Origin of the sequence: Erythrobacter sp. (assembly GCA_019739335.1) — a bacterium.
Taxonomy (GTDB): Bacteria; Pseudomonadota; Alphaproteobacteria; order Sphingomonadales; family Sphingomonadaceae; genus Alteraurantiacibacter.
The window spans coordinates 1,372,478-1,395,028 of sequence record CP073261.1 but is presented as its reverse complement, the minus strand read 5'-3'; the positions used below and the strand labels follow the sequence as shown (position 1 = coordinate 1,395,028).

Sequence of the window (22,551 nt, the reverse complement as noted above, 5' to 3'; positions counted from 1 at the left end):
AGCTGCGGATCGCCAAATGGCTGGGGACCCTGCTGCTTTTCGGCGTGGTCGGCTTCTTCGTCTTCGGCCCCGGCATGGCCGAGCGGCGGATGAACCTGATCGCCGACGCGCCGCTCCCCGAAATTTCCGACGGGGCGCGCGCGCTGCACGCCAGCCTCGTGATCGTCGATCTGCATTCGGACACGCTGATGTGGAAGCGCGATCCGCTCGAACGCGCCGAGCGGGGCCACATGGACCTGCCCCGGCTGATCGACGGCAATGTCAGCCTGCAGGTCTTCTCCAGCGTCAGCAAATCACCTGCGGGGCTGAATTTCGACAACAATTCCGCTACGGCGCGCGACGATATCACGCTGCTCGCGATCGGGCAGCTGCAGCCGATGCCGACCTGGTTCTCGCTGTTCGAGCGCTCGCTGTGGCACGCGCGGCGGCTGGAACTGGCGGCCGAGCAGGCGCCCGATGCGCTGCGCACGGTGCGCTCGCCCGAAGATATCGACGCTGTGCTGGCCGAGCGCGATGCCACCGGGCGGCCCATCGGCGGGATCTTCTCGGTCGAGGGGCTGCACAATCTTGAGGGCGATGGGGCCAACCTCCAGCGGTTGTACGATGCCGGATTGCGGATGGCGGGGCTGACCCATTTCTTCGACAACGAATTGGCCGGATCGATGCACGGCGAGGACAAGGGCGGGCTGACTCCGTTCGGGCGCGAAATGGTGGGCGAAATGGAGCGCATGGGCATCGTGGTCGATATCGCCCATTGCAGCCACCAGTGTGTCAGTGAAGTGCTGGCAATGGCCACACGGCCCGTCGTCTCCAGCCACGGCGGGGTGCAGGCGACCTGCGCGGTCAACCGCAACCTGACCGACGAGGAAATTCGCGGAGTCGCCGCCACCGGCGGGGTGATCGGGGTAGGCTACTTCGACGGCGCGGTCTGCGGCACCTCTCGGCAAGCGATCGTCGCCGCCATGCGCCACATCACCGATCTTGTCGGGGTGGAGCATGTCGCGCTCGGCAGCGACTACGATGGCACGGTAACGGTGGGTTTCGACACCGCACAATTGGTTCAAGTGACGCAAGGACTGCTCGACGGCGGATTCACCGAAAACGAGATCCGCGCGATCATGGGGCTGAACGCGCTGCGGGTGCTGCGGGCGGGCATTTCTCCCCTCCCGCTTGCGGGAGGGGCCGGGGGAGGGCCTGTCAACGAACCAGCGCGCGAAACAGGCCCTCCCCTAACCCCTCCCGCGAGCGGGAGGGGGACCTGATGCGACTGGGCCATCGTGACGCTGTCCCCGAGGTTTTGCGCGGCGCAATCCTGGCGCTGGGGAATTTCGACGGGTTCCACCAGGGCCATCAGCGGGTGGTGGCCGAAGCGGTGGACTGGGCGCGGGCCGAGGGCCGCCCGGCGGTGGTCGCCACCTTCGATCCGCACCCGATCCGCCACTTCGCCCCGCATGTGCCGCCGTTCCGCCTGACCAGTCTCGACCAGCGCGAGGAGTTGTTCATGGCGGCGGGGGCCGATGCCATGCTGGTGTTCCAGTTCGATGACGAACTGGCGGCGACCACCGCGGACGCGTTCGTCCGTGACTTGCTGGCGACACAGATCGGCGCGGCAGGGGTGGTGACGGGAGAGGACTTCACTTTCGGCAAGGGGCGCGGCGGCAATGTCGGCGTGTTGCGCGATGTCGGCAGCACCTGCGGGATTGCCACGCGGCAGGTCGGGCCGGTGGAGCAGGACGGGCAGGTGATTTCCTCCAGCCGGGTGCGCGATGCGCTGAAGGCGGGCGATTGCGAAGCCGCCGCAAGACTACTCACCCGCCCTTTCACGGTGCGCGGCACGGTGATCCACGGCGACAAGCGCGGGCGCAAGCTGGGCTATCCCACCGCCAATCTCGACATGGGTGCCTACCTTCGCCCCCGCTTCGGCATCTATGCCGTCAGCGGGCGGGTGGTGGCGACCGGGCAGGCGTTGCAGGGCGCGGCGAACCTTGGCGTGCGGCCGAGTTTCGATCCGCCCAAGGAACTGCTCGAACCCTATTTCTTCGACTTTGTCGGCGATCTCTACGGGCAGGAACTGGACGTCGAGTTCCGCCACTTCCTGCGGCCGGAGGCGAAGTTCGAGAGCATGGATGCGCTGATGGCGCAGATGGAAGCCGATTGCGAACGGGCGCGCGACCTACTAGTTGCCGCCTCGCAATGACCCAGAAGCGCGATTACCGAGACACCGTCTTCCTCCCGAAGACCGATTTCCCCATGAAGGCCGGGCTCCCGCAGAAGGAGCCGGGCATTCTCGCGCGCTGGGAGAACGAGGGCCTCTACCGCCTGATGCGCGAAAGCCGCGCGGGGCGGGAGAAGTTCGTCCTCCACGATGGTCCGCCCTATGCCAATGGCGATATCCATATCGGCCACGCGCTCAACAAGGTGCTCAAGGATGCGGTGGTGCGCACGCAGGGGCTGCTGGGCAAGGATGCGCCCTATGTGCCCGGCTGGGATTGCCACGGCCTGCCGATCGAATGGAAGGTGGAAGAAGCCTACCGCAAGCAGAAGAAGAACAAGGACGAGGTTCCCCCGCGCGAATTCCGCGCCGAATGCCGCGACTATGCGCAGAAGTGGGTCGATGTGCAGCGCGAGCAGTTCAAGCGGCTGGGCGTGCTGGGCGAGTGGGACGATCCCTACCTGACGATGGCGCCCGAGGCCGAGGCGGGGATTGTCGCCGAATTGCTCAAGTTCGCCGAAAGCGGCCAGCTCTATCGCGGCGCGAAGCCGGTGATGTGGTCGCCGGTGGAAAAGACTGCGCTAGCCGAGGCCGAGGTCGAGTACGAGGACATCGTCTCGACGCAGGTGGATGTGGCCTTCGAGATTGTTTCGTCGCCGATTCCGGAATTGGTCGGCGCGCACGCGGTGATCTGGACGACCACGCCGTGGACGATCCCGGTGAACCAGGCTTTGGCTTATGGGCCTGAGGTTGAGTATGAACTCAATTTCCTGGGTGGGCGACGGTATCTGGTCGCAAGGGAACTCGGACCAAGTTTCAGGGCGCGCTATCACAATGGCGGTGACGGCCAGCAAATGCTTGCCGACCATAGTGTCTCGGCTAGCGAGTTTCGTGACAATTATGGTGAGTTGGCCGAACGATCGGGCGGCAGCGTTTGTACGGAGTTCAAAGGCTCCGACCTAGCCGGAACCCTCTGCCGACACCCGATGGCCAACCTTTTCCGTCACCCCGGGCTTGACCCGGGGTCCCGCTTGAATGCGGACAGTAGCGAGGGCAGCGGGACCCCGGATCAAGTCCGGGGTGACGATTTAGAGGGCAATATCGACCCAAGCTCCCCACTCGCAGAATTCTTCCTCCGGCCCCGCCCGATGCTCCCCGGCGACTTCGTCACCACCGACTCCGGCACCGGCCTCGTCCACATGGCGCCCGATCATGGCGAGGACGATTTCGATCTGTGCAAGGCGCACGGCATCAATCCGGTGTTCGCGGTGGAAGCCGACGGCAGGTATCGCGCGGACTGGGCCTGGCTCGGCGGGCAGGGCAGCGTCATCAATCCCAAGTTCAACGCGCCCGACGGGCCGATCTGCACCGACCTTCGCGAAGCGGGGGCGCTGCTGGCTGCCTCGGCGGATTACCAGCACAGCTATCCGCATTCGTGGCGGAGCAAGGCCAAGGTGATCTATCGCTGCACCCCGCAGTGGTTCGTGCCGATGGATCGGGGGCTTGGGGAGAGCGCGGTGGCTGTCCTTCGACAAGCTCAGGATGAGCGGGTTTTGGACAGTGGTTCAAGCACACATTCCGCTCAGCCTGAGCCTGTCGAAGGCCACGCGCCAAGGTCCGCCCAAAGCACTCTCCGCCAAACCGCCCTCAACGCCATCGAACAAACCCGGTTCGTTCCGACCAAGGGTAAGAACCGTATCGGTTCAATGGTCGAAGGCCGCCCCGATTGGGTGCTCAGCCGCCAGCGGGCCTGGGGCGTGCCGATCACGCTGTTTGTCGATCGCAAGAGGGGCGAATACCTCGTCGATCCGGAAGTCAACGCGCGCATTGTCGCCGCCATCAATACCGAAGGCGTCGATGGCTGGTCGGCGGATAACGCGGCGCATTTCCTTGGCCCGGATCGCAACCCCGACGATTACGAGATGATCCACGACATCCTCGATGTGTGGTTCGATTCGGGCTCCACCCACGCCTTCGTGCTCGAAAGCGGGCGCTGGCCCGATCTCCAGTCGCCCGCCGATCTCTATCTCGAAGGCAGTGACCAGCATCGCGGCTGGTTCCAGTCGAGCTTGCTGGAAAGCTGCGCCACCCGTGGTCGCGCACCGTACAAGGCGGTGCTGACCCACGGTTTCACCATGGCCGCCGATGGCCGCAAGATGTCCAAGAGCCTCGGCAATACCGTCGATCCGCTCAAGGTGATGGAGGAATACGGCGCGGATATCATCCGGCTGTGGGCGCTCAGCGTCGATTACACCGAGGATCACCGGATCGGCCCGGAAATCCTGAAAGGGGTGGCCGACCAGTACCGCAAGCTGCGCAACACCTTCCGCTACCTGCTCGGGGCGCTGGACGGGTTCAGCGAGACCGAGCGAGTGGATGTGGCGGCGATGCCCGAACTGGAGCGCTACATGCTCGCGCTGCTGGGCGAACTCGACGGCAAGCTGCGGCAGGCAGTCGATGATTTCGATTTCAACGCCTACATCCGCGAGCTGAGCACCTTTGCCAACGAGGACCTCTCGGCGTTCTTCTTCGATATCCGCAAGGACCGGCTCTATTGCGATGCGCCCGCGAGCGTGGAACGCCGCGCCTATCGCACCGTGCTCGACGTGCTGTTCCACGCGTTGATCCGCTACGCTGCCCCGGTGCTGGTGTTCACGGCGGAAGAGGTTTGGGGGACACGCTATCCGGACGAGGGGAGCGTGCATTTGCTGGAGTGGCCGGAGGTGCCGGTTGCCGAGGCTGATTTGGCGCGTTGGAGCGTCCTGAGGGCGCTGAGAGAAAGCGTGTCCGAGGCGATCGAACCGCTTCGGCGCGAAAAGATCATCCGGTCCAGCTTGGAAGCAGAGATTGCAATCTCCGACTTGGAGGCAATCTTTAGCGATTACAGCGAAATTGATGAGGGCTTCTTGGCTGAACTGTTCATCACTGGCCTGGTCACGTTCGTCAAATCCAGCGAACCGCCGCAGGTCCAGAAGTCGGACTTTGCCAAATGCGGCCGCTGCTGGCGTCACCTGCCCGAAGTCACCGAGGACGGCGACCTCTGCAATCGTTGCGAGGAAGTCGTCGCCGAAATGGACGCGCAAGCGGAGACCCCAATGAGTACTGGCGCATGAGTCCGCTCGCCAAATTCCGCGCCTTGGGCCTCGCGCTGGCCGCGCTGATCTTCGCTGCTGACCAGTGGCTGAAGAGCTACGTCGTCGACGATCTCGGGCTCGACCAGGTGGGCGAGAACTATCCCATCCTGCCGTTCTTCGATTTCACCCGCACCAACAATTACGGCGTCTCGCTCGGCATGTTCGAGGCGACGAGCATGGAAATGCGCTGGATTCTCGTCGGTGTCACCGCGCTGATAGCCAGCGTGGTGGCCGTATGGATGTTCCGCGAAAAGCTGCTCGGCGATATCCTTGCGCTGGGCATGGTTCTCGGCGGCGCGGCGGGGAATATCGTCGATCGCTACACCTACGGCTACGTGATCGACTTTGCCGACCTGCATTTCGGGGATTTCCGCCCATTCCTGATTTTCAACGTCGCCGATGCCGCTATCACCGTGGGCGTGGTGATTATCCTTGCCCGCGCGCTGTTCATGCGCGAGAAACCGCCCGAAGCGCAGGATCCCGCTCCTGCCGAGACACCAGACAAGAGTTTTTGACCATGGCCCGTAAATCCAGCATTCTCCTCCTCGCCCTCGGTGCGACCGCGCTTTCGGCTTGCGGCGGCGTGAATCTCGCCAGCCGCGAAAGGCCCGACGAATTCGCCGTGCAGCGGCAGGCCCCGCTGGTAGTGCCGCCCGATTTCCACCTCGTTCCTCCCGCCCCCGGCGCCCCGCGCCCGGTCGAAGGTACCGCCTCGCAGCAGGCACTCGAAGCGCTGTTCGGCGGCCCGGCGCAGCGCAGCGCGGTGGAACGCGCGACGCTGTTGCAGGCAGGCGTTGTCGAACCCGGCATCCGTTCGAGCGTCGGCGATCCTGACACCTACACGGTGGACAAGGGTGCGGAAGTCCGCGCCATTCTTGCCGCGCCCGAAGGTGACGGGCAGAGCGCCCGGGCGGTGATCCCCTCCTGATTTCGTGCCTGAGCGCACGCGTCCGCCCGGCTGTTCCTTCGTGACAGCTAGGCTTTGCGCGCTGTTATTCGGGCGCGATTGTTGTTCCTAGAACCAACGCCAGGCTCCCGCGGGTATCTCCGCCAGCGCCAGATGCAGCCATGTCAGCGCCAGCCATCCCGCCAGCGCTACCAGCCACAGCAGCCAGCCCGCGCCAAAAAGCCTGCCCCAGCGCGGCCAGTAAGTGGTGCGCGCCTGCCACGCCTGCCAACCGTCCCCCATCAGCGCGGCCTTCTTGCGGTCCTGCAAGTGCGCGCCGAGCAGGGCAAGGACCAGGATGGCGAGCGCGACCACATTGGTGCGCCAGCTCCACCACAGCACGATGTGGGAGACTGCCCAGAGCGCGAAGCTCCACATCATGGGGTGGCGGGTGACGGAGAACACGCCGCTCGGCTCGCGGGTGGCGGCAAGCTGCTCTGCTCCCGGAGCGGGAAGTGCGGGATTGCTTTTGAACGAACCCAGCAGCAGCACCACGGCCACCAGTGTCAACGCGCTGGCGATCACCCAGCCAACCGTTCCACTACCGCCCAGCGACCTCGCGGGCGCAGCCTGGAACGCGCTGCTCATCCAGTACAGGCACGCCAGCGCCACCAGCGAATAAAGCGCCATGAACCCGGTCGCACCAAGCACCCGCGCCAGCGGTGCGCGCAGCGGGTGCGAGAGCGCGAAATGGGTGCCGACGAAGGCCAGGCTGGCGGCGATCAGCGATGAGAGCGCCGCCTCCATTGACTAGCGCCGGTATGCTGCCGGTAACTGGCTTTCGTCGAGCGTGCGGTAGCGTTCCCGGAGCCGCGTCTGGTGGTTGTCGAGCGGCTGTTCGACCCCGTCGATAAACACCCGCAAGGGCGCGCTCGACAGTTCGAGCGGATCGCCATCCCAGATCACCAGATCACCGTGCGCGCCCGCTTGCAGGACGCCAGCCGTGCCTTCCAGTCCGCCGATACTGGCAGGGACTGAAGTTATAGTCGCGAACGCCTCGCCCCAGCTCAAGCCAGTCGCGCCGGGTACGCCGTTCAGCGCAACCATGTTGCCCGCCTGCTGTGGCAATCCGCGTGGATGATCGCCGCTGCTTTCATAGCCGCCGATAGCCACCCGCACTCCGGCATCAACCATCCGCCCGACATTGCTCTGCGTCGCAGCCAGCCGCTCGAAGCTGGAGGGGAGATCGACCAGCGCATTGGTGATCACCGGCACGTCCGCCGCCGCGATCTGCGGGGCGACCATCCAGCCTTCGGTGACGCCTACCAGCACCATGTCCAGCGCGGGGAATTCATCACGGAGCGCCAGCACCGAGAGGATGTCCGCCGCGCGGTGGACGGTGACGTAAAGCTTCTGTTCGCCGCGCACCACAGGTGCCAGCGCCAGCGCATCGAAGCGGGTGAGCAGGGCATCGTCATCCCGCTCGCCGGTTTCGGCGAGGCGGCTGGCTTCGAACAAGGCGTTGCGGATCAGCGTATGCACGGCAGTGCGGCTGCCGCCCGCGAGCCGCGCGCCGCGTTCGCCCATTTCGACGTGCTGGAAAGCGCGGCGCTGACGCACCGCGTCGAAATCCGCTCCCAGATCGATCACCGCGCCTTGGCCAGCAAAAATGTCCGAACCCGCCGAGGGGGTAACCGAGGCACGGGTCACTCCGCCTGCGCGGCTGTAGCCGAAATCCTGTGCTTGCGGATTGATAGCGGGCGCAACGTCGAGCGCGGCATTGAACGGCGAGTTGCCGGCCTCCTCATCGTTGCTTTCGCCCACCGCGCCCACATCGACGAGGCCGAGATTAGTGATCGAAGCGAACAGGCCGGGGGTGACCCACAGGCCGCTGCCATCGACAACGGTCATGCCCGCAGGCACGGCAACGCCCGCTCCGGCGGCGACCACGCGGCCGCCCTGCACCACCACGGTGGCATTGCGGATCGGCTCGCTGCCGTCTCCGGTGGCGACGGTGGCCCCGGTTACCGCGACATCCTGTGCGGCGAGTGGAGTGGCGCTGAGCGCGAGGGCGGCAACGCCAAGGAGAAGGGCGCGGCTCATTTCGTGTCTCCCTCACCCGGCTGGCCAAGTTCGAAATCGCTCACCGGGCGCATCGCCGGATTGTTCATGTCGTACATCACCGCCCCGTCGATCCAGACCATTTCCGGCCGCGAATAGATCGACAGCGGATCGCCGTTCCACAGCACGATGTCGGCCATCTTGCCCGCTTCGAGGCTGCCCGTCATGTCGGCAATCCCCATCGCCCGCGCGGCGTTGAGCGTGATCCACGAGATCACGTCCGCATCGGATATGGCTATCCCCATCCTTGCCCCGTCGGCTTGCGCCTTGGCGGCTTCCTGGTTCAATCGCTGGATGCCGTTCTCGTCATCCGAATGGATCACCACGCAGGCCCCGGCTTGGTGCAGCAAGGCAGCGTTTTCGGGAATGGCGTCGTAGGCTTCCATCTTGAAGCCGTACCAGTCCGCCCAGACGGCCGAGCAGACCTCGTTCTCGCGCAGCAGGTCGGCGATCTTGTAGCTTTCCACCGCGTGGTGGAAGGCGGCGACAGTATAGCCGAATTCGTCCGCCATATCGAGCACCAGCGCCATTTCGTCGGCCCGGTAGCAGTGGTTCTGGATCAGGATTTCGCCACGCAGCACGCCCGCCAGCGTTTCCATCGCGAGGTCTCGATCGGGGCTTTCCTCCGCCATGTATTCCTGCGCTTGCAGGAAGGTTTCGCGGTTGACAGCGAAATTGCCCATTCGCGTGGATGGCATCCGGTTGCGGCCGCCGTAGACGCGCTTGGGATTCTCCCCGCAGGCCATTTTCATCGAGTAGGGCGCGCCGGGGAATTTCATCCCCTGCACGGTGCGGCTGGGCACGTTCTTGAGTGTAACCGTGCGCCCGCCCATCAGGTTGGCCGATCCGGGTAGGATCTGCAGCGAAGTGATGCCGCCATTGGCCAGCGCGCGGGAAAAGCCGGGGTCCTGCGGCCAGACCGAATGTTCGGCCCAGACTTCGGGCGTGGTCGGATCGGTGGCCTCGTTCCCGTCGCTGTGCGCATCGACCGAAGGCGTGGGATAGTTGCCGAGGTGCGAGTGGATATCGATGATGCCGGGGGTGACGAATTTGCCCGTCGCATCGATCCGCGTGTAACCTGCCGGGATGGCGAGGTCCGCCCCGCCGATGCCGACCACTTCGCCATCGGCAAACAGCACGGTGCCGTTCTCGATCATGCCCCCTGCGCCATCGTACACCGTCGCGCCGACCAGCGCGGTCGGCACTCCGGGATAGCGTTCGTAGGTCGACGGGTAAGGCGCATCCGCCTCGGTGGCGGCGCTCGCTGCCGCGGGAGCTTGCGTACCCGATGCCGTAGTACAGCTTGCCAGTACGAGCGCGAAAAGCGCGACGAGGGTGGGTCTGGTGTTCATGTGTATATTATCCCTGCGGCCGGATCGTCGGGTGAATGCCGGCTTCCTGCGCCTCGACCCCGGCTTGCGCCTGGCCTTCGAGATCGTCGCCGACATTGTCATCGCGTAGCGAGTCGAGATGCATCATTTTCTTGATCAGCGGGCTGAGCACCATGACTGCAAGGCCGATGCCGACGGCATAGAGCCCCACCGTCCAGTACACATCGAGCACGACCTGCTTGCCCGCTTCCTCACCTACTCCTTCGCCCCCGGTGGCGGCGGCAATCATGCCGGCGGCGAAATTGCCGGTGGCCGAAGCGAAGAACCAGGTGCCCATGATGAGCGATGCCATGTGCGCCGGGGCAAGCCGGTTCATGGCGGAAAGGCCAACCGGGCTGAGGCACAGTTCGCCGGTGGTGTGCAGCAGATAGATCAGGAAGATGAAGATGACCGGCGTGGGCACGTCGATCCCTGCAGCTTCCGAACCCCAGACAAGCACAAGGAAGCCAAGGCCGACCTGGATGATTGCAAGGCCGAACTTCATCGGTGTGCTCGGTTCAGCGCCCTTGCGGGCCAGCCCCTGCCACAGCATCGCGAACAAAGGTGCCAGCAGCACGATGTAGATCGCATTGACCGACTGGAACATCGAGGCGTTGACGCCCGCCGTGTCGACATGCCGGTCGGTAAACAGGTTGAGCGAGGAGCCCGCCTGTTCGAAGAGGGCCCAGAACACGATCGAAGTGAGGATCAGGAACATCGCTGCAAAGATGCGGTCGCGCTCCTCCGGTGCCAGCTTGGTGACGGCGGTGAACAGTACATAGAGCACCAGTGCGCCGCCGAATCCGCCGACGACATAGCCCACCAGCGCCTGATATTGCACGGCCAGCCAGCACAGCGCCACCATGGCGAGGCCAGCGCCGTAAATGCCCCATTCCTTCATCCCGGCGATCTTTGCCGGATCCTTGGGCTCACCCTTGCCCAGCAACAGCGGCTTGCCGATGACGAAGAACACCAGGCCGAGCAGCATGCCGAAACCGGCAAGGCCGAAGCCGTACTGCCAGCCATATGTCTGGCCGAGATAGCCGCAAATGATCGATGCGGTCGCCGCGCCGACGTTAATGCCCATGTAGAAGATGGTGTAGGCGGGGTCGCGGCGAATGTCGGTGCGCGAATAGAGCTGGCCGACGATGACCGAAATGTTGGCTTTCAGGAAGCCCGAGCCGACGATGATCAGGGCTAGCGCCAGCCAGAACACGTTGATAATCGGATCGTCCTGTCCGCCGCTGCCTTCGAAAGCCATGAAGAAGTGGCCGAAGGTGAGCAGCACTGCGCCGAACAGCACCGCCTTGCGCTGGCCGATGTAACGATCCGCCAGATAGCCGCCGACCACCGGCGTGATGTAGACCAGCGCGGTATAGGCACCGTAGATGATCGAAGCCTCGCTGTCCGAGAACAGCCAGTGCTGGACCAGGTAGAAAATCAGCAATGCGCGCATACCGTAGTAGGAGAACCGCTCCCACATCTCGGCCATGAACAGCAGGAACAGACCCTTGGGATGGCCGATCACTTCTGCCTGCGGCCGGGTTACCAGCACCACGCCGCCGATCAGGAAGGCGGCCAGAGCGATCACCGCGATGCGGAAGGCCCACATCTCGAAGCCGGAACCGAATGTGAAGAACATGCCTTCGACCATAGTGATGCGTCCCTAATCTGTTTGTCCCGACGCTTCTAAGTGGCGCGGGTGTAGCCCGGAAAGCGCGCACCCTAGCGATTGTTTCAGTCATGTGAAGCCGCAAAAAGTTGCCGGTGAAACTGTCTTGCCCAATGTCAACTCTGGTGTCGCCGCGCTTGACCTGCCCCGCTGTATTATGGCACTGCTGCACCCATGAGCGACACCCGCCCCGTCTACCTGCGCCTGCGCGAACAGATTGCCGCTGCAATCATCGACGGGCGTTATGGCGAGGGCGAAATGTTGCCATCGGTGCGCGCGTTTGCCGCCGAGCAGGGGGCCAACCCGCTCACCGTGGCCAAGGCCTACCAGCAATTCCAGTCCGACGGCCTGATCCGCGTGCAGCGCGGGGTCGGCATGTTCGTCCGCGAAGGCGCGGCACTCAAGCTGCGCGCCAGCGAACGCGCGGCATTTTTGCGCGAGGAATGGCCGGGTATCCGCGAACGGATGGAGCGGCTGGGGCTCGGCATCGCCGATCTGTTCGAAGAGGCGTGATCGCCCATTCCGGAGTGGATTGTCCTTCCTGCGAACCAATCCACCTAAATTGTCCGGAAATGCGGCTATGCCATTGCGCAGGATGCGATTCTCTGGCAATCTTAATGCAAATCAGTACCGGGTCGCGTTGGCTCGGCGATCGACGTCATGCGGGTCGCACCCATAACCCGATCGGGGAATATTATGATCAGGTCCGAACTCCTCCAGGCTCTGTCGGCAGACAACCCTGAACTGCGCCCCGAAGAGGTGGAGCAGGTGGTGGATATTTTCTTTGATGAAATCGCCGCTCGGCTGGCCGAAGGTGGCCGGGTGGAATTGCGCGGTTTCGGCACCTTTTCCACCCGCCAGCGCGATGCGCGCAACGGCCGGAACCCGCGCACCGGGGCGACGGTGGATGTGCCCGCCAAGCGGGTGCCCTATTTCAAGCCGGGCAAGGAAATGCGCGAGCGGCTTAACACCGAATAGCCTTTTCTCATCAGGCGGCAAAAATGGGGCGCGGACCGATCTGGTCCGCGCCCCATTTTTGCGTCGTGAGCGATTCGGGAGAAGGCCCCCGGCCCGCCACTCAGCTATACTGCTGGGGCGGGACCGGGGGCTCTCCCCTCCCAAGCTCAGAAGCGGCGTTCGACCGACAGCGCCCAGGTGCGTGGCAGGCCGGGCACGCCGGTGACGACACCGAGCGAACCGGAAACGTCGCTGACACTCTGGTAGTAGAAGTGATCGAACACGTTCTGTACCTCGAGCGCCACGGTCCAGTCTTCGTCCGTGGTGGTGAAGCCGACGCGTGCATTGCCGAGGAAACGATTGTCGATCCGGCTCCAGAACGAATTGTTGGCTTCGGTGAAGGTTTCCGACTGGTACGAACCGTCGAAGCGCACCATTACGGTGCCCGGGTCGATTTCCATGTCGTACTGGATGCCGAAGCTGTAGGTCCATTCCGGCGTGTAGGGCGTGATTTCATCGCCCGTGAGGCCCGAAGTGCCCACTTCGGTGTACTGGAAATCGAGGTAGGCAAGACCGGCGTCGATCGAGAGACCATCGACCGGGTAGGCCGTGACTTCGAGTTCGAAGCCCTTCACTTCCGCCGAACCCACATTGTTGGGCTGGAGGCACGGCGAGGCCGGGCAGGCGGTCAGCTGCAGGATGATATCGCTGTAGTCGTTCCAGAATGCTGCACCGTTCAGCCGCAGGCGACGATCGAAGAAATCGGCCTTGAAGCCCATTTCATAGGTGATGATCGTTTCCGGGTTGAACGAATTGATCTGGTTGCACGGTGCCAGCACACCGGGGGGCAGATCTTCGCACTCCCCGGTGGAAGGACCGAAGAACGGCCGCGGATTGACCCCGCCGCCCTTGAACCCGGTGGTGACCGAGGCATAGGCGAGGAACTCATCCGAGAAGCGGTAGTCCGCCGCCAGACGCCAGTCCCACCGGTCGCCGCGGAATTCGCCAGGCACGTTGAACAGGCCCGTCAGCAGGCAGTTCGGCGTATTGCCCAGCGACACCGGCCCGCCACCATCGGGGTCCGCGCCGTAGAAGTATTCGCAGATCGGCGGTGCACCGACAGGCGCCGGGACGAAGGGAACCGAACCATCCGGGTTGGAGCGGAAGTAGGTGTAGGTCTTTTCGTCCTTCGTGTAACGGATGCCGCCGGTGATGCTCAGCATGTCGGTCGGGCTGATCGTCGCGGTAGCAAACAGCGCCTGCGTGGTGCTCGGCGTGGTATCCGGTCCGTGGATGAAGTCGATCCCGGCGTAGTTCAGATCGACGCGGGCGGTGTATTCGCCGTCCTGGTCGAGGTAGAAGCCGCCCACGGTGCCCTGCACCAGGCCATCCGCAACTTCGAAGTTCAAGCGCACTTCCTGGCTCCACGCGCGATGGTTCAGCTGGTTGTCGAGCTGCGCCACCGGAACCGGGGTGGCGTCCTGATCCTGGCCCCACAGCGATTCGTATTCGCGCCAGGAAGCGATCCAGACCAGTTGCAGGTTATCGTTGATATCGAGCGTGGCGTTGCTGTGAATGCCCCAACCCGTGAAATCCTGGTTCTGCATCGCGGCGTAGGGCTTGTACGGCGCCTGGCTTGTCGGGGTGCGGGCATCGAGGAAGTTCGAATAAGAGATGAAGCGCGGATCGCCAAAGCCGCCGCCAAGTGTATCGCAGCTATAGGGGCCAGCGGGGACGAAGGCACAGTTCACCGGTACGGCATTGCCATTGAGCCCGGTCAGCCACGGCAGCGGTTCATAACCGATGATGTCGCCATCGCCATTGCGGATGGCTGCGCCCACGCTGCTGGCGGGATTGCTCGAAGTCGGATCGAACGGCACCGCACCTCCGGTGGGGATACCCGCCGCGATCAGTACGGTCGGCCCGGCTTCACCGCGCGTCGAGGTGAAATCGGCGGACACGTTCCATTCGAAGGTGGACGAGGGTTCCCAGCGCAGCGCGATGCGACCGGCGGTCGTGCTGTCCCCGCCCATCGTGGTCCGGTCCGGATTGCCGCGCCCGCGGGCATTGGTGCTGGGCACGTTGGAACCGGGGTGAGTCAGCCCGTAATCGAGCTGGGTGACGTAGCCATCCACGCTGCGGCCGAAGCCGGACACGCGCACGGCCAGATCCTCGGTGATGGCGAAATCGGCCATGCCGCGAATTTCCATCCGGTCATACGACCCATAGGTAGCGCGGAAATAGCCCGAGTTGTCGCCTTCGGGGCGGGCGCTGAACAGACGGATCGCGCCGCCGATCGAGTTCTTGCCTGCCAATGTGCCCTGGGGGCCGCGCAGCACTTCGATCCGGTCGAGATCCATCAGTTCGAGCAGCGAGGCCGACAGCGTGGGAATAAACACGTCATCGACATAGACGCCGACACCCGGATCGAGTGCGTAGTTGAAATCGACCTGGCCGACGCCACGGATAAAGGCGATCAGGCCGGTTCCGCCGTTCTGCGGCTGAGGGGTCAGGCTGACGTTGGGGGCCTGGTTGGCGATTTGCGAAATATCGGTCTGGCCGCGCGCTTCAAGCATCTCGGCATTGACCGCGGTAATAGCGATCGGCGTATCCTGCAGGTTCGCTTCGCGGAACTCAGCGGTCACCACGATCACGTTGGTGCGGCCGTCCTCGCTTTCGTCCTGTGCCGGTGCGTCCTGCGCAAAGGCGGGCGCGCTGATCGCTGCCGCCATGGCAAACGAAGACACGACTCCCAAAGTCTTGAATTTCATCAGGTAACCTCCCTCAAGCAGGGCTACCGAGGCAGCGCCCGCATGTTGCAACTACCGGCTGCCCGTTTGCCCGGGCTAGTCAGGTGTTCTAAGAGGGATGCAGAAAGCCGCAGTGCAGTGCAGCTCACCTTATCCTCTCCCCGATTGCAGACTATCGTCACGAACGTTACAAACAAGGGCGATGCGCAAGAATTGCAATATCCGCGCGCTTTTGTCGCAATGAAGCAACAGTCAATGCCGGATGATCATTGCATTATCTGCGCGATCCGGCGCGGGAGGAAGAGAGAATGCAAGTAATGGCGCGTGCGGTACAAGATGTTGAAGCGACGATAAAATATGTCATGCGCGGGGAGAAGGCGACTTTCTACGCGGGGGATCGCGAACGCAGTTATTGGCCCGGTGAGGAGCACCGCGTAACCATCCACGATGTGCGCGGCGAGCAGGGGGAGCTTTCGTTCGACCGCAACGGGTTTGTTGTGGTCAAGGAGCCATCGCCGGTTTCCGATCTCGACGATCCGGACCAGCTCGCCGCCTATTGCCGCTATGGGGAGGCACTGGTGCAGCGGCTCACCGGCGCTGCCAAGACCGTCAGCTTTGGGGCGATTCGCCGGGCCAGTGCCATCGGCACCCAAGGACACAACCAGCCGGCGAACGGCGCGCATGTCGATTACGGCGCGAAGACCGTGGCCGATTACACGCGGCTGTTACTGCCGCCAGAGGAGGCGGAGGAGCGACTCGCGAAACGACACGTGCTTATCAATCTCTGGCGCCCGCTCGCCACGGTGGAGAGCGCACCGCTTACCCTCTGCGATGCAAGCACTGTACGGCGAGAGGACCTGTTCCCGAGTGAAATCGTCGGCGGACTGGGCGGGCTCGATTTCTCGCTCTGGGGGTTCAATCTTTCCTATGCACCGGATCATCGCTGGTGCTGGCTGCCACAGATGCGGCCCGACGAAATGTTCGCCTTCAAGCTGTTCGACAGCGATGACAGCGCAGTGCAGTTCACTGCGCACACCGCTTTCGAGGACGAGACCGCGCCGCCCGACGCCGCGCCGCGGCAGAGCATCGAACTGCGGACGATCTCCTATTTCGATTGAGTGCTTGTCGGCGGGCCCATGCCTCGCCTACGCTAACGCTCGTTAGAGTCGCAAAGGCTCGGCGGAAGGGAGAGCCACGGCTTGGGCCATTTCGATTTCGAAGAGCGCGTAGAGGCACGGGGCGAATCCCTCCCGGTCGGCGGCATGTGCGACGAACGGTTCATGCCGGTGTGGGACGCGTTCTGCGAAAACTTCGCTGTCGAGGAGGAACTGGGTGCGGCCTGCTCGCTGGTGGTCGATGGCGAGATCATGGTCGACATTTGGGGCGGCTTTGCCCGCGCCGATCGCAGCGCCCAATGGGAGCGCGAGACCACCGTCTGCATGATGAGCGTCGCCAAGGGGGTGACGGGGATCGCCTTCAACATGCTGGCGGACAGGGGCCTGGTCGATTTCGATGCGCCGGTGGCGCGCTACTGGCCCGAATTCGCGCAGGGCGGCAAGGCGGGCATCACCGTGCGGATGCTGCTCGATCACACCGCCGCGATTCCCGTGCTGACGACGGACACGATGTATCCCGGCGGCTTCTTCGATTACCCCGCCTATATCCGCGCGCTTGAAGTGCAGGAACCCTTGTGGGAACCGGGCACGCGCGCCGCCTATCACGTTCACAATCAGGGCTTCCTGCTCGGCGAAGTGATGCGGCGAGTTACGGGGATGACGGTGGGGCCGTTCCTGCGCCGGAATGTCACCGGACCGCTGGAGGCCGAGTACTATATCGGCGGGATGAGCGCCGAGGAGCAAAGTCACGTTGCCGAAGTGCTGCCCAACATCGGTGCGCGATTGTTCGCGGCGAAGGATGCGCCGCTTCCGGCCAAGCCCGATACGCCCGAGGGCTGGCAGGACGGGGCGGTGCTGCGCAGCTTCGCGTTCCTGCAGAACCCGCACGAGGCGTGGGCCGACTCGATGAATTCCCCTCGCTGGCGCGAGGTCGAGATCGCCAGCGGATCGGGCCACGGCAATGCGCGCGGGGTGGCGCGGATCTATGCGGCTACCGTTGGCGAGTGGGAGGGCATTCGCCTCCTGTCCTCCGGCCAGCTCGAAGCGATGATTGCCGAGCAGCACCAGCAGATCGAGCTGTTGCAGGATAGGCCGTACCATCAGGCCAACGGCGTGCTGCTCAACACTCCGCAAGCGGTGTACATGGGGCCGAACCCGCGCAGTTTCGGGCATCACGGCCTAGGCGGATCGATCGGCTTCGGCGATCCCGATGCGCGGATCGGCTTTTCCTATTGCTGCAACCGGATGCACGCCGTGGGCGACAACGGCCCGCGCGCGCGGCGGCTGATCGATGCGGCCTACTCATGTCTTTGAAGGGACGAATGATGGACAAGGAACTCTACGACAAGGGCATGAAAATCCGCCGCGAGGTGCTCGGCGATGCCTATGTCGATCGTGCGACAGCCAATCCCAACCCGTTTAACGAGCCGCTCCAGGAAATGGTGGCGAGCCATTGCTGGGGCTGGGCCTGGGGGCGCGAGGAGGAACTGCCCCGGCGCGATCGAAGCCTGATCAACCTCGCCATGATCGCCGTGCTGGGGCGCAGCCACGAATTGAAGATCCACACGCGCGGCGCGCTCAACAACGGGCTCAGCCGTGAGGAAATCCGTGAAGTGCTGCTGCAGGTCGGCGTCTATGCCGGCATCCCGGCGGCGGTAGACAGCTTCCGCATCGTCAATGAAGCTTTCGCCGAGATCGATGCTGAAGGAGCCGGGGAATGAACGCCGAAAAACGCGCCCGGATAGAAGCGGCGTGCGGCAAACTGCCGCTGCTGTTCGCCAGATTTGCGGACAGTGGCGATCACGCCGCGCTCGCCGATCTGTTCACCGAGAATTGCGATTTCGCCCGCCCGTTCCAGCCCGATTATCCTTTCCACGGTCGCGACCGGGTGCAGGCGATTTTCCGCGACCGTCCGCCGATACTGGTGCGGCACATCGTTACCAATGTGCTGGTGGAGGTGATCTCCAAGACCGAGGCGCGCGGGACCAATACCCTCACCATGCTCTCCAGCCACGGTTCCATAGAGCCGCCGCAGGAAGCGGGCGGGATCTACGTCGGCGAGTTCGAGGACCATTATGTAAAGAACGAAGGCGCGTGGCGATTCCAGAGCCGCCGGGGCCGCGTGGTGCTGCACATGGGTGGCCCCATGCCCGATCTTCCCCCACCTAGCGACGAAGCGAGAGGACTTGCCTGATGGTGCAGGCCGCCAACCCGCAAGAGCAACTGGTGCTCGATTTCTTCGCCGTCCTTTCCAGCGGCGATCTGGAAAAGCTGCGCGGCTTCTACCACGAGGCCAGCGTGTGGGAGCCCAAGGTAAAGGATATCGCCGGAGCCGGGCGGCACGTGGGCATGGACATCATCGACAAGTTCCTCGCCCCGGTGCGCGGGATGTTCGAACCCGGCGATCCCAAGGTGCATGTCCACTCCATGTTTTCACGTGACGGCTGGGTCTGCGTCGAAAGCAATTCGACCGGGCGGACCTCGGACGGCAAGGTCTACGACAACGACTATTGCTGGGTGTTCGAGATTTCGAACGGCAAGATCGACGCGATGCGCGAATATATGGACAGCCATTACACCGCGAAACTGTTCGGGATGGACTGATGCGGTTTGCCCAACGATTCCTCGGCCAGCCGATCCTGATTTCGGGTGCCGGTCGCGGGCTGGGCGCGGGGATTGCGCGGCATCTGGCGGGCGAGGGAGCGATTGTCGGGATCGTCGAGATCGACGGCGACAGCGCCCATGCCTGTGCCGAGGGCATCGTGGCAGCGGGCGGATGCGCCTTCGCCTATCAGGCCGATTGCGGGCAGCGGCAGGCGTTCTTCGATGCCGCCGATTGCTTCGCCAAGGATGCCGGGCCGCTGCGGGCAGTGATCAACAACGCCAGCGTGCTGGTGTACGAACCGATCGAGGCGGTGACCGAGGAGACGCTCGACCGGATGCTTTCGGCAGGACTCAAGAGCGTGTTCTGGGGGGTGCAGGCGTTCCTCGCCAACCGCGACGAGGGGGTGCCGGGGAGCATCCTCAACTACTCGAGCCCGGTCGCCTATCGCGGGCGGCCCAATACCGGTGCCTATACCACGATCAAGGCCGGGATTGCCGGGCTTACCAAGGTGTTGGCGGGCGAACTCGGCCCGCGCGGGGTGCGGGTGAACGCGATTGCGCCGGGTTCCGTGCCGACGCCAGCGACCGAAGGGTTCGTGACGGCGGAGCAATATGCAGCGCGGGCGAAAAGCATTCCCCTGCGCCGCAACGGCACAGTGGACGACGTGGCGCAGGCTGCGGCTTTCCTGCTCAGCGACGAGGCTTCGTTCATCAATGGCGCGATGCTGGCGGTGGATGGCGGGATCATTGCGGCGGGATGATGAACACGAGCTTTGCCCCTCACCGTCACCCCGGACTTGATCCGGGGTCCCGCTTGGTAGGAGCGCGCAGTGTCGCAAATGAAGCGGGATCCCGGATCAAGTCCGGGATGACGAACAAGGGGACCCGGACATGACCCAAATCTGGCAGGAGCGGCTCGATCACCTCAGGGCCACCATCGAAGCCGATGTCGCGCGAGGGGACTATTACGGCGCGGTGCTCAAGATCGGGCGCGGCGGCGAAGTGGTGTTCGATGAAGCCATTGGCCACGCCGATGCCGGGGGCGAGCGGGCGCTGGCGCGGGACGATGTGTTCTCGCTGTTCTCGGTCACCAAGGCTTTCACCAATGTGCTGGTGATGAAGGCGATCGAGGAGGGCCGCTTCCAGCTCACCACCAAGGTGGTCGACGTGCTGCCCGAATTCACCGGCGCCCCGCGCGACATGGCGACTTTCTGGCACCTGCTGACCCATACCGCCGGGATGCCGGGGGTCTGGTCGCCCAGGCCGGGGATGTATCTCGATCGGCTGTCGGAGCTTTACGAAGAGAGCATTGCCAATGTCCACGGCACCACTCTGCCGGGGGAACGGTGCGACTATTCACCGCTGGTCAACCACGTGCTGATGGGCACTGCTTTGGTCCGTACCGATCCCGAGGGGCGCAATTTCCAGACGCTGCTGCACGAAGATCTGTTCGCGCCGTTGCAAATGCATTCGACCAGCATGGGCCTGCGCGCCGATCTCAATGCGCGCCACGTTCGCCCGGACATGCGCGGGACGGTGCCGATCAAGCACCTTTCGCGCACTATCGACGGCGACCATGCGCTGTTCGAGGATCCCGATGTCGAGGCCCCGCACGTCGGCTGTGCCAGTACCACTGGCGACCTTTGGCGCTTTGCCGAGATGCTCCGGCGCGAAGGCGAGCTGGACGGCGCGCGCCTGCTCTCCCCGCGCATGGTGCGCCTCGCGCGCCGGGTGCACACCGGGGACAAGGTGAACGAGCTCTATCGCGGGGTGGCGCTGCGCTCCGGCTGGGAAGTGCCGCCCGCTAACCAGGGGCTGGGCTTCCAGGTGCGCGGAACCGGGGTGTTCCAGCACCTGTTCGGCCAGCTTTCCAGCCCCGAGACTTTCGGCAACTATGGCGCGGGCAGCACGATGTTCTGGGTCGATCCGGAAGCGGATATGTCGTTCGCCTTCCTCAGCGCGGGAGTGATGACTCAAGGCGCCAATATCGAGCGCTGCGGGCGGTTGTCCGACATTGCGCTTTCGGCCTGCTTGTAAGGAAACACACATGAGCGACGCAGATATCATCGTCATCGGATCGGGCCATAACGGGCTCGTGGCCGCCGCTTACCTTGCGGTGGCGGGCAAGCGGGTGATTGTGCTCGAGCGCAACCCATGGCACGGCGGCGGGGTGGTCAGCCGCGAGCTGACCCGGCCCGGCTTCGTCCATGACCAGCATTCGATGAGCCACATCTTCATCCAGGGCAATCCGCTGCTGGAGCAGGACGAGCTGGCGCTGAAGCGCAAATATGGCCTGCGCTACATTTTCCCCGACGTGCCGATGATGAGCGTGTGGGAAGACGGCACTACCCTGCCGCTGCACCGCGATCCGGCGAAAAGCGCGGCGGCCATCGCTCATTTCAGCCAGAAGGATGCGGCCACTTTCCTCGAAATGTCGCGGCAGGCGGCGCAGTGGCTGCCGATGATCCAGGCCGGGCTCTATTCGCCACCGATGCCGCTCGGCGCGCAGACGGCGATGATGGACCAGAGCATCGAAGGGCAGGAGATCATGCGCACGATGGGCGTCTCCACCTTCGACCTGATGGAGGAACTGTTCGAACACGAGAAGGTGAAGGCGCATTTCGGGCGCGTGGCGGGCGAGAACCTCGTCTCGCCCGACGAGAAGGCGACCGGGATCGGTGCCTATGTCTTCCTCGGCTTTCTGGAAAAGTACGGCTTCGGCGTTGCGGTGGGCGGCTCCGGTAGCCTCACCGGCGCGCTGATCGCCTGCATTGAGGATCACGGCGGGCAGGTGCGCGCCTCGGCATCGGTGCGTGAAGTCAGCACCATCGGCGGGCGCGCGTCGGGCGTGGTGCTCGACAATGGCGAGCGGCTGGTGGCCAGCGATGGCGTGATCGGCGCGCTGCACCCGCACGTGCTGCCCGACATGGTCGACGGCATTCCGCCCGCCACCGCCGCGCGTGCCAAGCGCACCCACATCACCGATGCCGCCTGCTTCACCGTCCACGCCGCGCTCGACGCGCCGCTGCGGTTCAAGGCAAGGAACGCCGACGGCAGCGACTTGTCAGCCGTGATGTACGAACTGATGCCCGCGCACTACGAGGACATGCGCCGCGCCTTCGACGAACTGCGCTACGGCAATTTCAGCCCCACGCCGCTAGTGGGGGTCGGCCAGTTGACCCAGCACGATCCGAGCCGTTGCCCTGATGGCAAGGCGATTTTCCACGCCTGGGACTACGTGCCCTATGCCCGCAAGGACGGGCGCGACTGGGATGAGGCGAAGGGTGAATTTGCAGCTGGCATGATCTCGCGGATGGGCAACTACATCGAGAACCTGCCCGACATTGTGCTCGATACCCATTGCGACAGCCCGGTGGATATGGAGCGCACTTCGCCCAGCTTTTATCGCGGCGACCTGCACGGCATTGCCACCACCCCCTACCAGTCGGGCGCGCACCGACCGACGCCCGAACTGGGCGGCTACCGCGTGCCGGGAGTGGAGCGGCTGTACCTGGTCGGGCCGTTCCAGCACCCGGGCGGCGGGGTGTTCGGCGCGGGGAGGGCCACCGCGATGGTGATGGCCGAGGACATCGGTGTCGCTTTCGATCAGATCCGGGTGGGTTGAGTAAGTCTTGGTCATTGCGAGGAGCCGAAGGCGACGCGGCAATCCAGTCCCGAGGGTTGTGCGAGGGCGCAACAGCGGGACTGGATTGCTTCGCTTCGCTCGCAA

At 64.2% G+C, this 22,551-nt stretch carries 20 protein-coding genes; 15 read left to right on the top strand and 5 right to left on the bottom strand.

Annotated elements, in window-relative coordinates; translation table 11 throughout:
* The first annotated feature begins 74 nt into the window (after positions 1 to 74).
* Genes JY451_06830 through JY451_06810 form a run of 5 tightly spaced genes read left to right on the top strand, consistent with a single transcriptional unit; the run spans position 75 to position 6,274 of the window.
* Positions 75 to 1,262 carry a dipeptidase gene (locus JY451_06830; GenBank protein ID QZH76617.1) on the top strand — a complete coding sequence of 396 codons (1,188 nt, stop codon included), beginning with the start codon at positions 75 to 77 and terminating at the stop codon, positions 1,260 to 1,262.
* Positions 1,262 to 2,197, top strand: a complete 936-nt coding sequence (locus tag JY451_06825; GenBank protein QZH76251.1) for a bifunctional riboflavin kinase/FAD synthetase — start codon at positions 1,262 to 1,264, stop codon at positions 2,195 to 2,197. Before JY451_06830 ends, JY451_06825 begins: the two co-directional genes overlap by 1 nt.
* Positions 2,194 to 5,325, top strand: coding sequence for an isoleucine--tRNA ligase (ileS, locus tag JY451_06820; protein ID QZH76250.1), 3,132 nt, complete (start codon positions 2,194 to 2,196; stop codon positions 5,323 to 5,325). The genes JY451_06825 and ileS overlap by 4 nt, the downstream gene beginning before the upstream one ends.
* The gene (gene lspA, locus JY451_06815) at positions 5,322 to 5,861 is read left to right on the top strand and encodes a signal peptidase II (GenBank protein ID QZH76249.1); all 540 of its coding nucleotides are present in this window, start codon (positions 5,322 to 5,324) and stop codon (positions 5,859 to 5,861) included. The genes ileS and lspA overlap by 4 nt, the downstream gene beginning before the upstream one ends.
* A gap of 2 nt (positions 5,862 to 5,863) precedes the next feature.
* Positions 5,864 to 6,274 (top strand): DUF3035 domain-containing protein, encoded by a 411-nt coding sequence (locus JY451_06810; protein QZH76248.1) that lies wholly within the window; start codon positions 5,864 to 5,866, stop codon positions 6,272 to 6,274.
* Positions 6,275 to 6,361: 87 nt separating this feature from the next.
* On the opposite strand, the gene JY451_06805 is transcribed toward JY451_06810, so the two are convergent.
* From JY451_06805 to JY451_06790, 4 genes are read right to left on the bottom strand one after another with little or no spacing between them, the layout of a single operon-like run.
* On the bottom strand, positions 6,362 to 7,039 hold the full coding sequence (locus JY451_06805; protein QZH76247.1) for an MFS transporter: 678 nt from the start codon (positions 7,037 to 7,039) through the stop codon (positions 6,362 to 6,364).
* Positions 7,040 to 7,042: 3 nt separating this feature from the next.
* A complete protein-coding gene (locus JY451_06800) occupies positions 7,043 to 8,335 on the bottom strand; it encodes an amidohydrolase family protein (GenBank protein QZH76246.1) in 1,293 nt (430 codons plus the stop codon).
* Positions 8,332 to 9,705 (bottom strand): amidohydrolase, encoded by a 1,374-nt coding sequence (locus tag JY451_06795; GenBank protein ID QZH76245.1) that lies wholly within the window; start codon positions 9,703 to 9,705, stop codon positions 8,332 to 8,334. The genes JY451_06800 and JY451_06795 overlap by 4 nt, the downstream gene beginning before the upstream one ends.
* A gap of 7 nt (positions 9,706 to 9,712) precedes the next feature.
* Complete coding sequence (locus tag JY451_06790) at positions 9,713 to 11,377, bottom strand: peptide MFS transporter (protein ID QZH76244.1); 1,665 nt, start codon at positions 11,375 to 11,377, stop codon at positions 9,713 to 9,715.
* Between the two features lie 192 nt (positions 11,378 to 11,569).
* On the opposite strand from JY451_06790, the gene JY451_06785 reads away from it, so the two are divergent.
* Entirely contained in the window at positions 11,570 to 11,908 is a 339-nt protein-coding gene (locus JY451_06785) for a GntR family transcriptional regulator (protein QZH76243.1), read from the top strand.
* 183 nt (positions 11,909 to 12,091) lie between these two features.
* A complete protein-coding gene (locus JY451_06780) occupies positions 12,092 to 12,373 on the top strand; it encodes an integration host factor subunit beta (protein QZH76242.1) in 282 nt (93 codons plus the stop codon).
* Between the two features lie 146 nt (positions 12,374 to 12,519).
* On the opposite strand, the gene JY451_06775 is transcribed toward JY451_06780, so the two are convergent.
* Entirely contained in the window at positions 12,520 to 15,084 is a 2,565-nt protein-coding gene (locus JY451_06775; protein ID QZH76616.1) for a TonB-dependent receptor, read from the bottom strand.
* A 326-nt stretch (positions 15,085 to 15,410) separates the two neighbouring features.
* Between JY451_06775 and JY451_06770 the strand changes: the two genes are divergently transcribed.
* The 8 genes from JY451_06770 to JY451_06735 all read left to right on the top strand — a co-directional run bounded on the left by JY451_06770 (position 15,411) and on the right by JY451_06735 (position 22,446).
* Positions 15,411 to 16,220 (top strand): hypothetical protein, encoded by an 810-nt coding sequence (locus JY451_06770; protein QZH76241.1) that lies wholly within the window; start codon positions 15,411 to 15,413, stop codon positions 16,218 to 16,220.
* An 81-nt stretch (positions 16,221 to 16,301) separates the two neighbouring features.
* On the top strand, positions 16,302 to 17,531 hold the full coding sequence (locus tag JY451_06765; protein ID QZH76240.1) for a beta-lactamase family protein: 1,230 nt from the start codon (positions 16,302 to 16,304) through the stop codon (positions 17,529 to 17,531).
* Between the two features lie 11 nt (positions 17,532 to 17,542).
* Entirely contained in the window at positions 17,543 to 17,938 is a 396-nt protein-coding gene (locus JY451_06760; protein ID QZH76615.1) for a carboxymuconolactone decarboxylase family protein, read from the top strand.
* Entirely contained in the window at positions 17,935 to 18,411 is a 477-nt protein-coding gene (locus JY451_06755) for a nuclear transport factor 2 family protein (GenBank protein ID QZH76239.1), read from the top strand. The genes JY451_06760 and JY451_06755 overlap by 4 nt, the downstream gene beginning before the upstream one ends.
* A complete protein-coding gene (locus JY451_06750) occupies positions 18,411 to 18,821 on the top strand; it encodes a nuclear transport factor 2 family protein (protein ID QZH76238.1) in 411 nt (136 codons plus the stop codon). Before JY451_06755 ends, JY451_06750 begins: the two co-directional genes overlap by 1 nt.
* Positions 18,821 to 19,582, top strand: coding sequence for an SDR family oxidoreductase (locus JY451_06745; GenBank protein ID QZH76237.1), 762 nt, complete (start codon positions 18,821 to 18,823; stop codon positions 19,580 to 19,582). The genes JY451_06750 and JY451_06745 overlap by 1 nt, the downstream gene beginning before the upstream one ends.
* Positions 19,583 to 19,712: 130 nt before the next feature.
* On the top strand, positions 19,713 to 20,858 hold the full coding sequence (locus JY451_06740; protein QZH76236.1) for a beta-lactamase family protein: 1,146 nt from the start codon (positions 19,713 to 19,715) through the stop codon (positions 20,856 to 20,858).
* 10 nt (positions 20,859 to 20,868) lie between these two features.
* Positions 20,869 to 22,446 carry an NAD(P)/FAD-dependent oxidoreductase gene (locus JY451_06735; GenBank protein ID QZH76235.1) on the top strand — a complete coding sequence of 526 codons (1,578 nt, stop codon included), beginning with the start codon at positions 20,869 to 20,871 and terminating at the stop codon, positions 22,444 to 22,446.
* Positions 22,447 to 22,551: the final 105 nt, after the last annotated feature.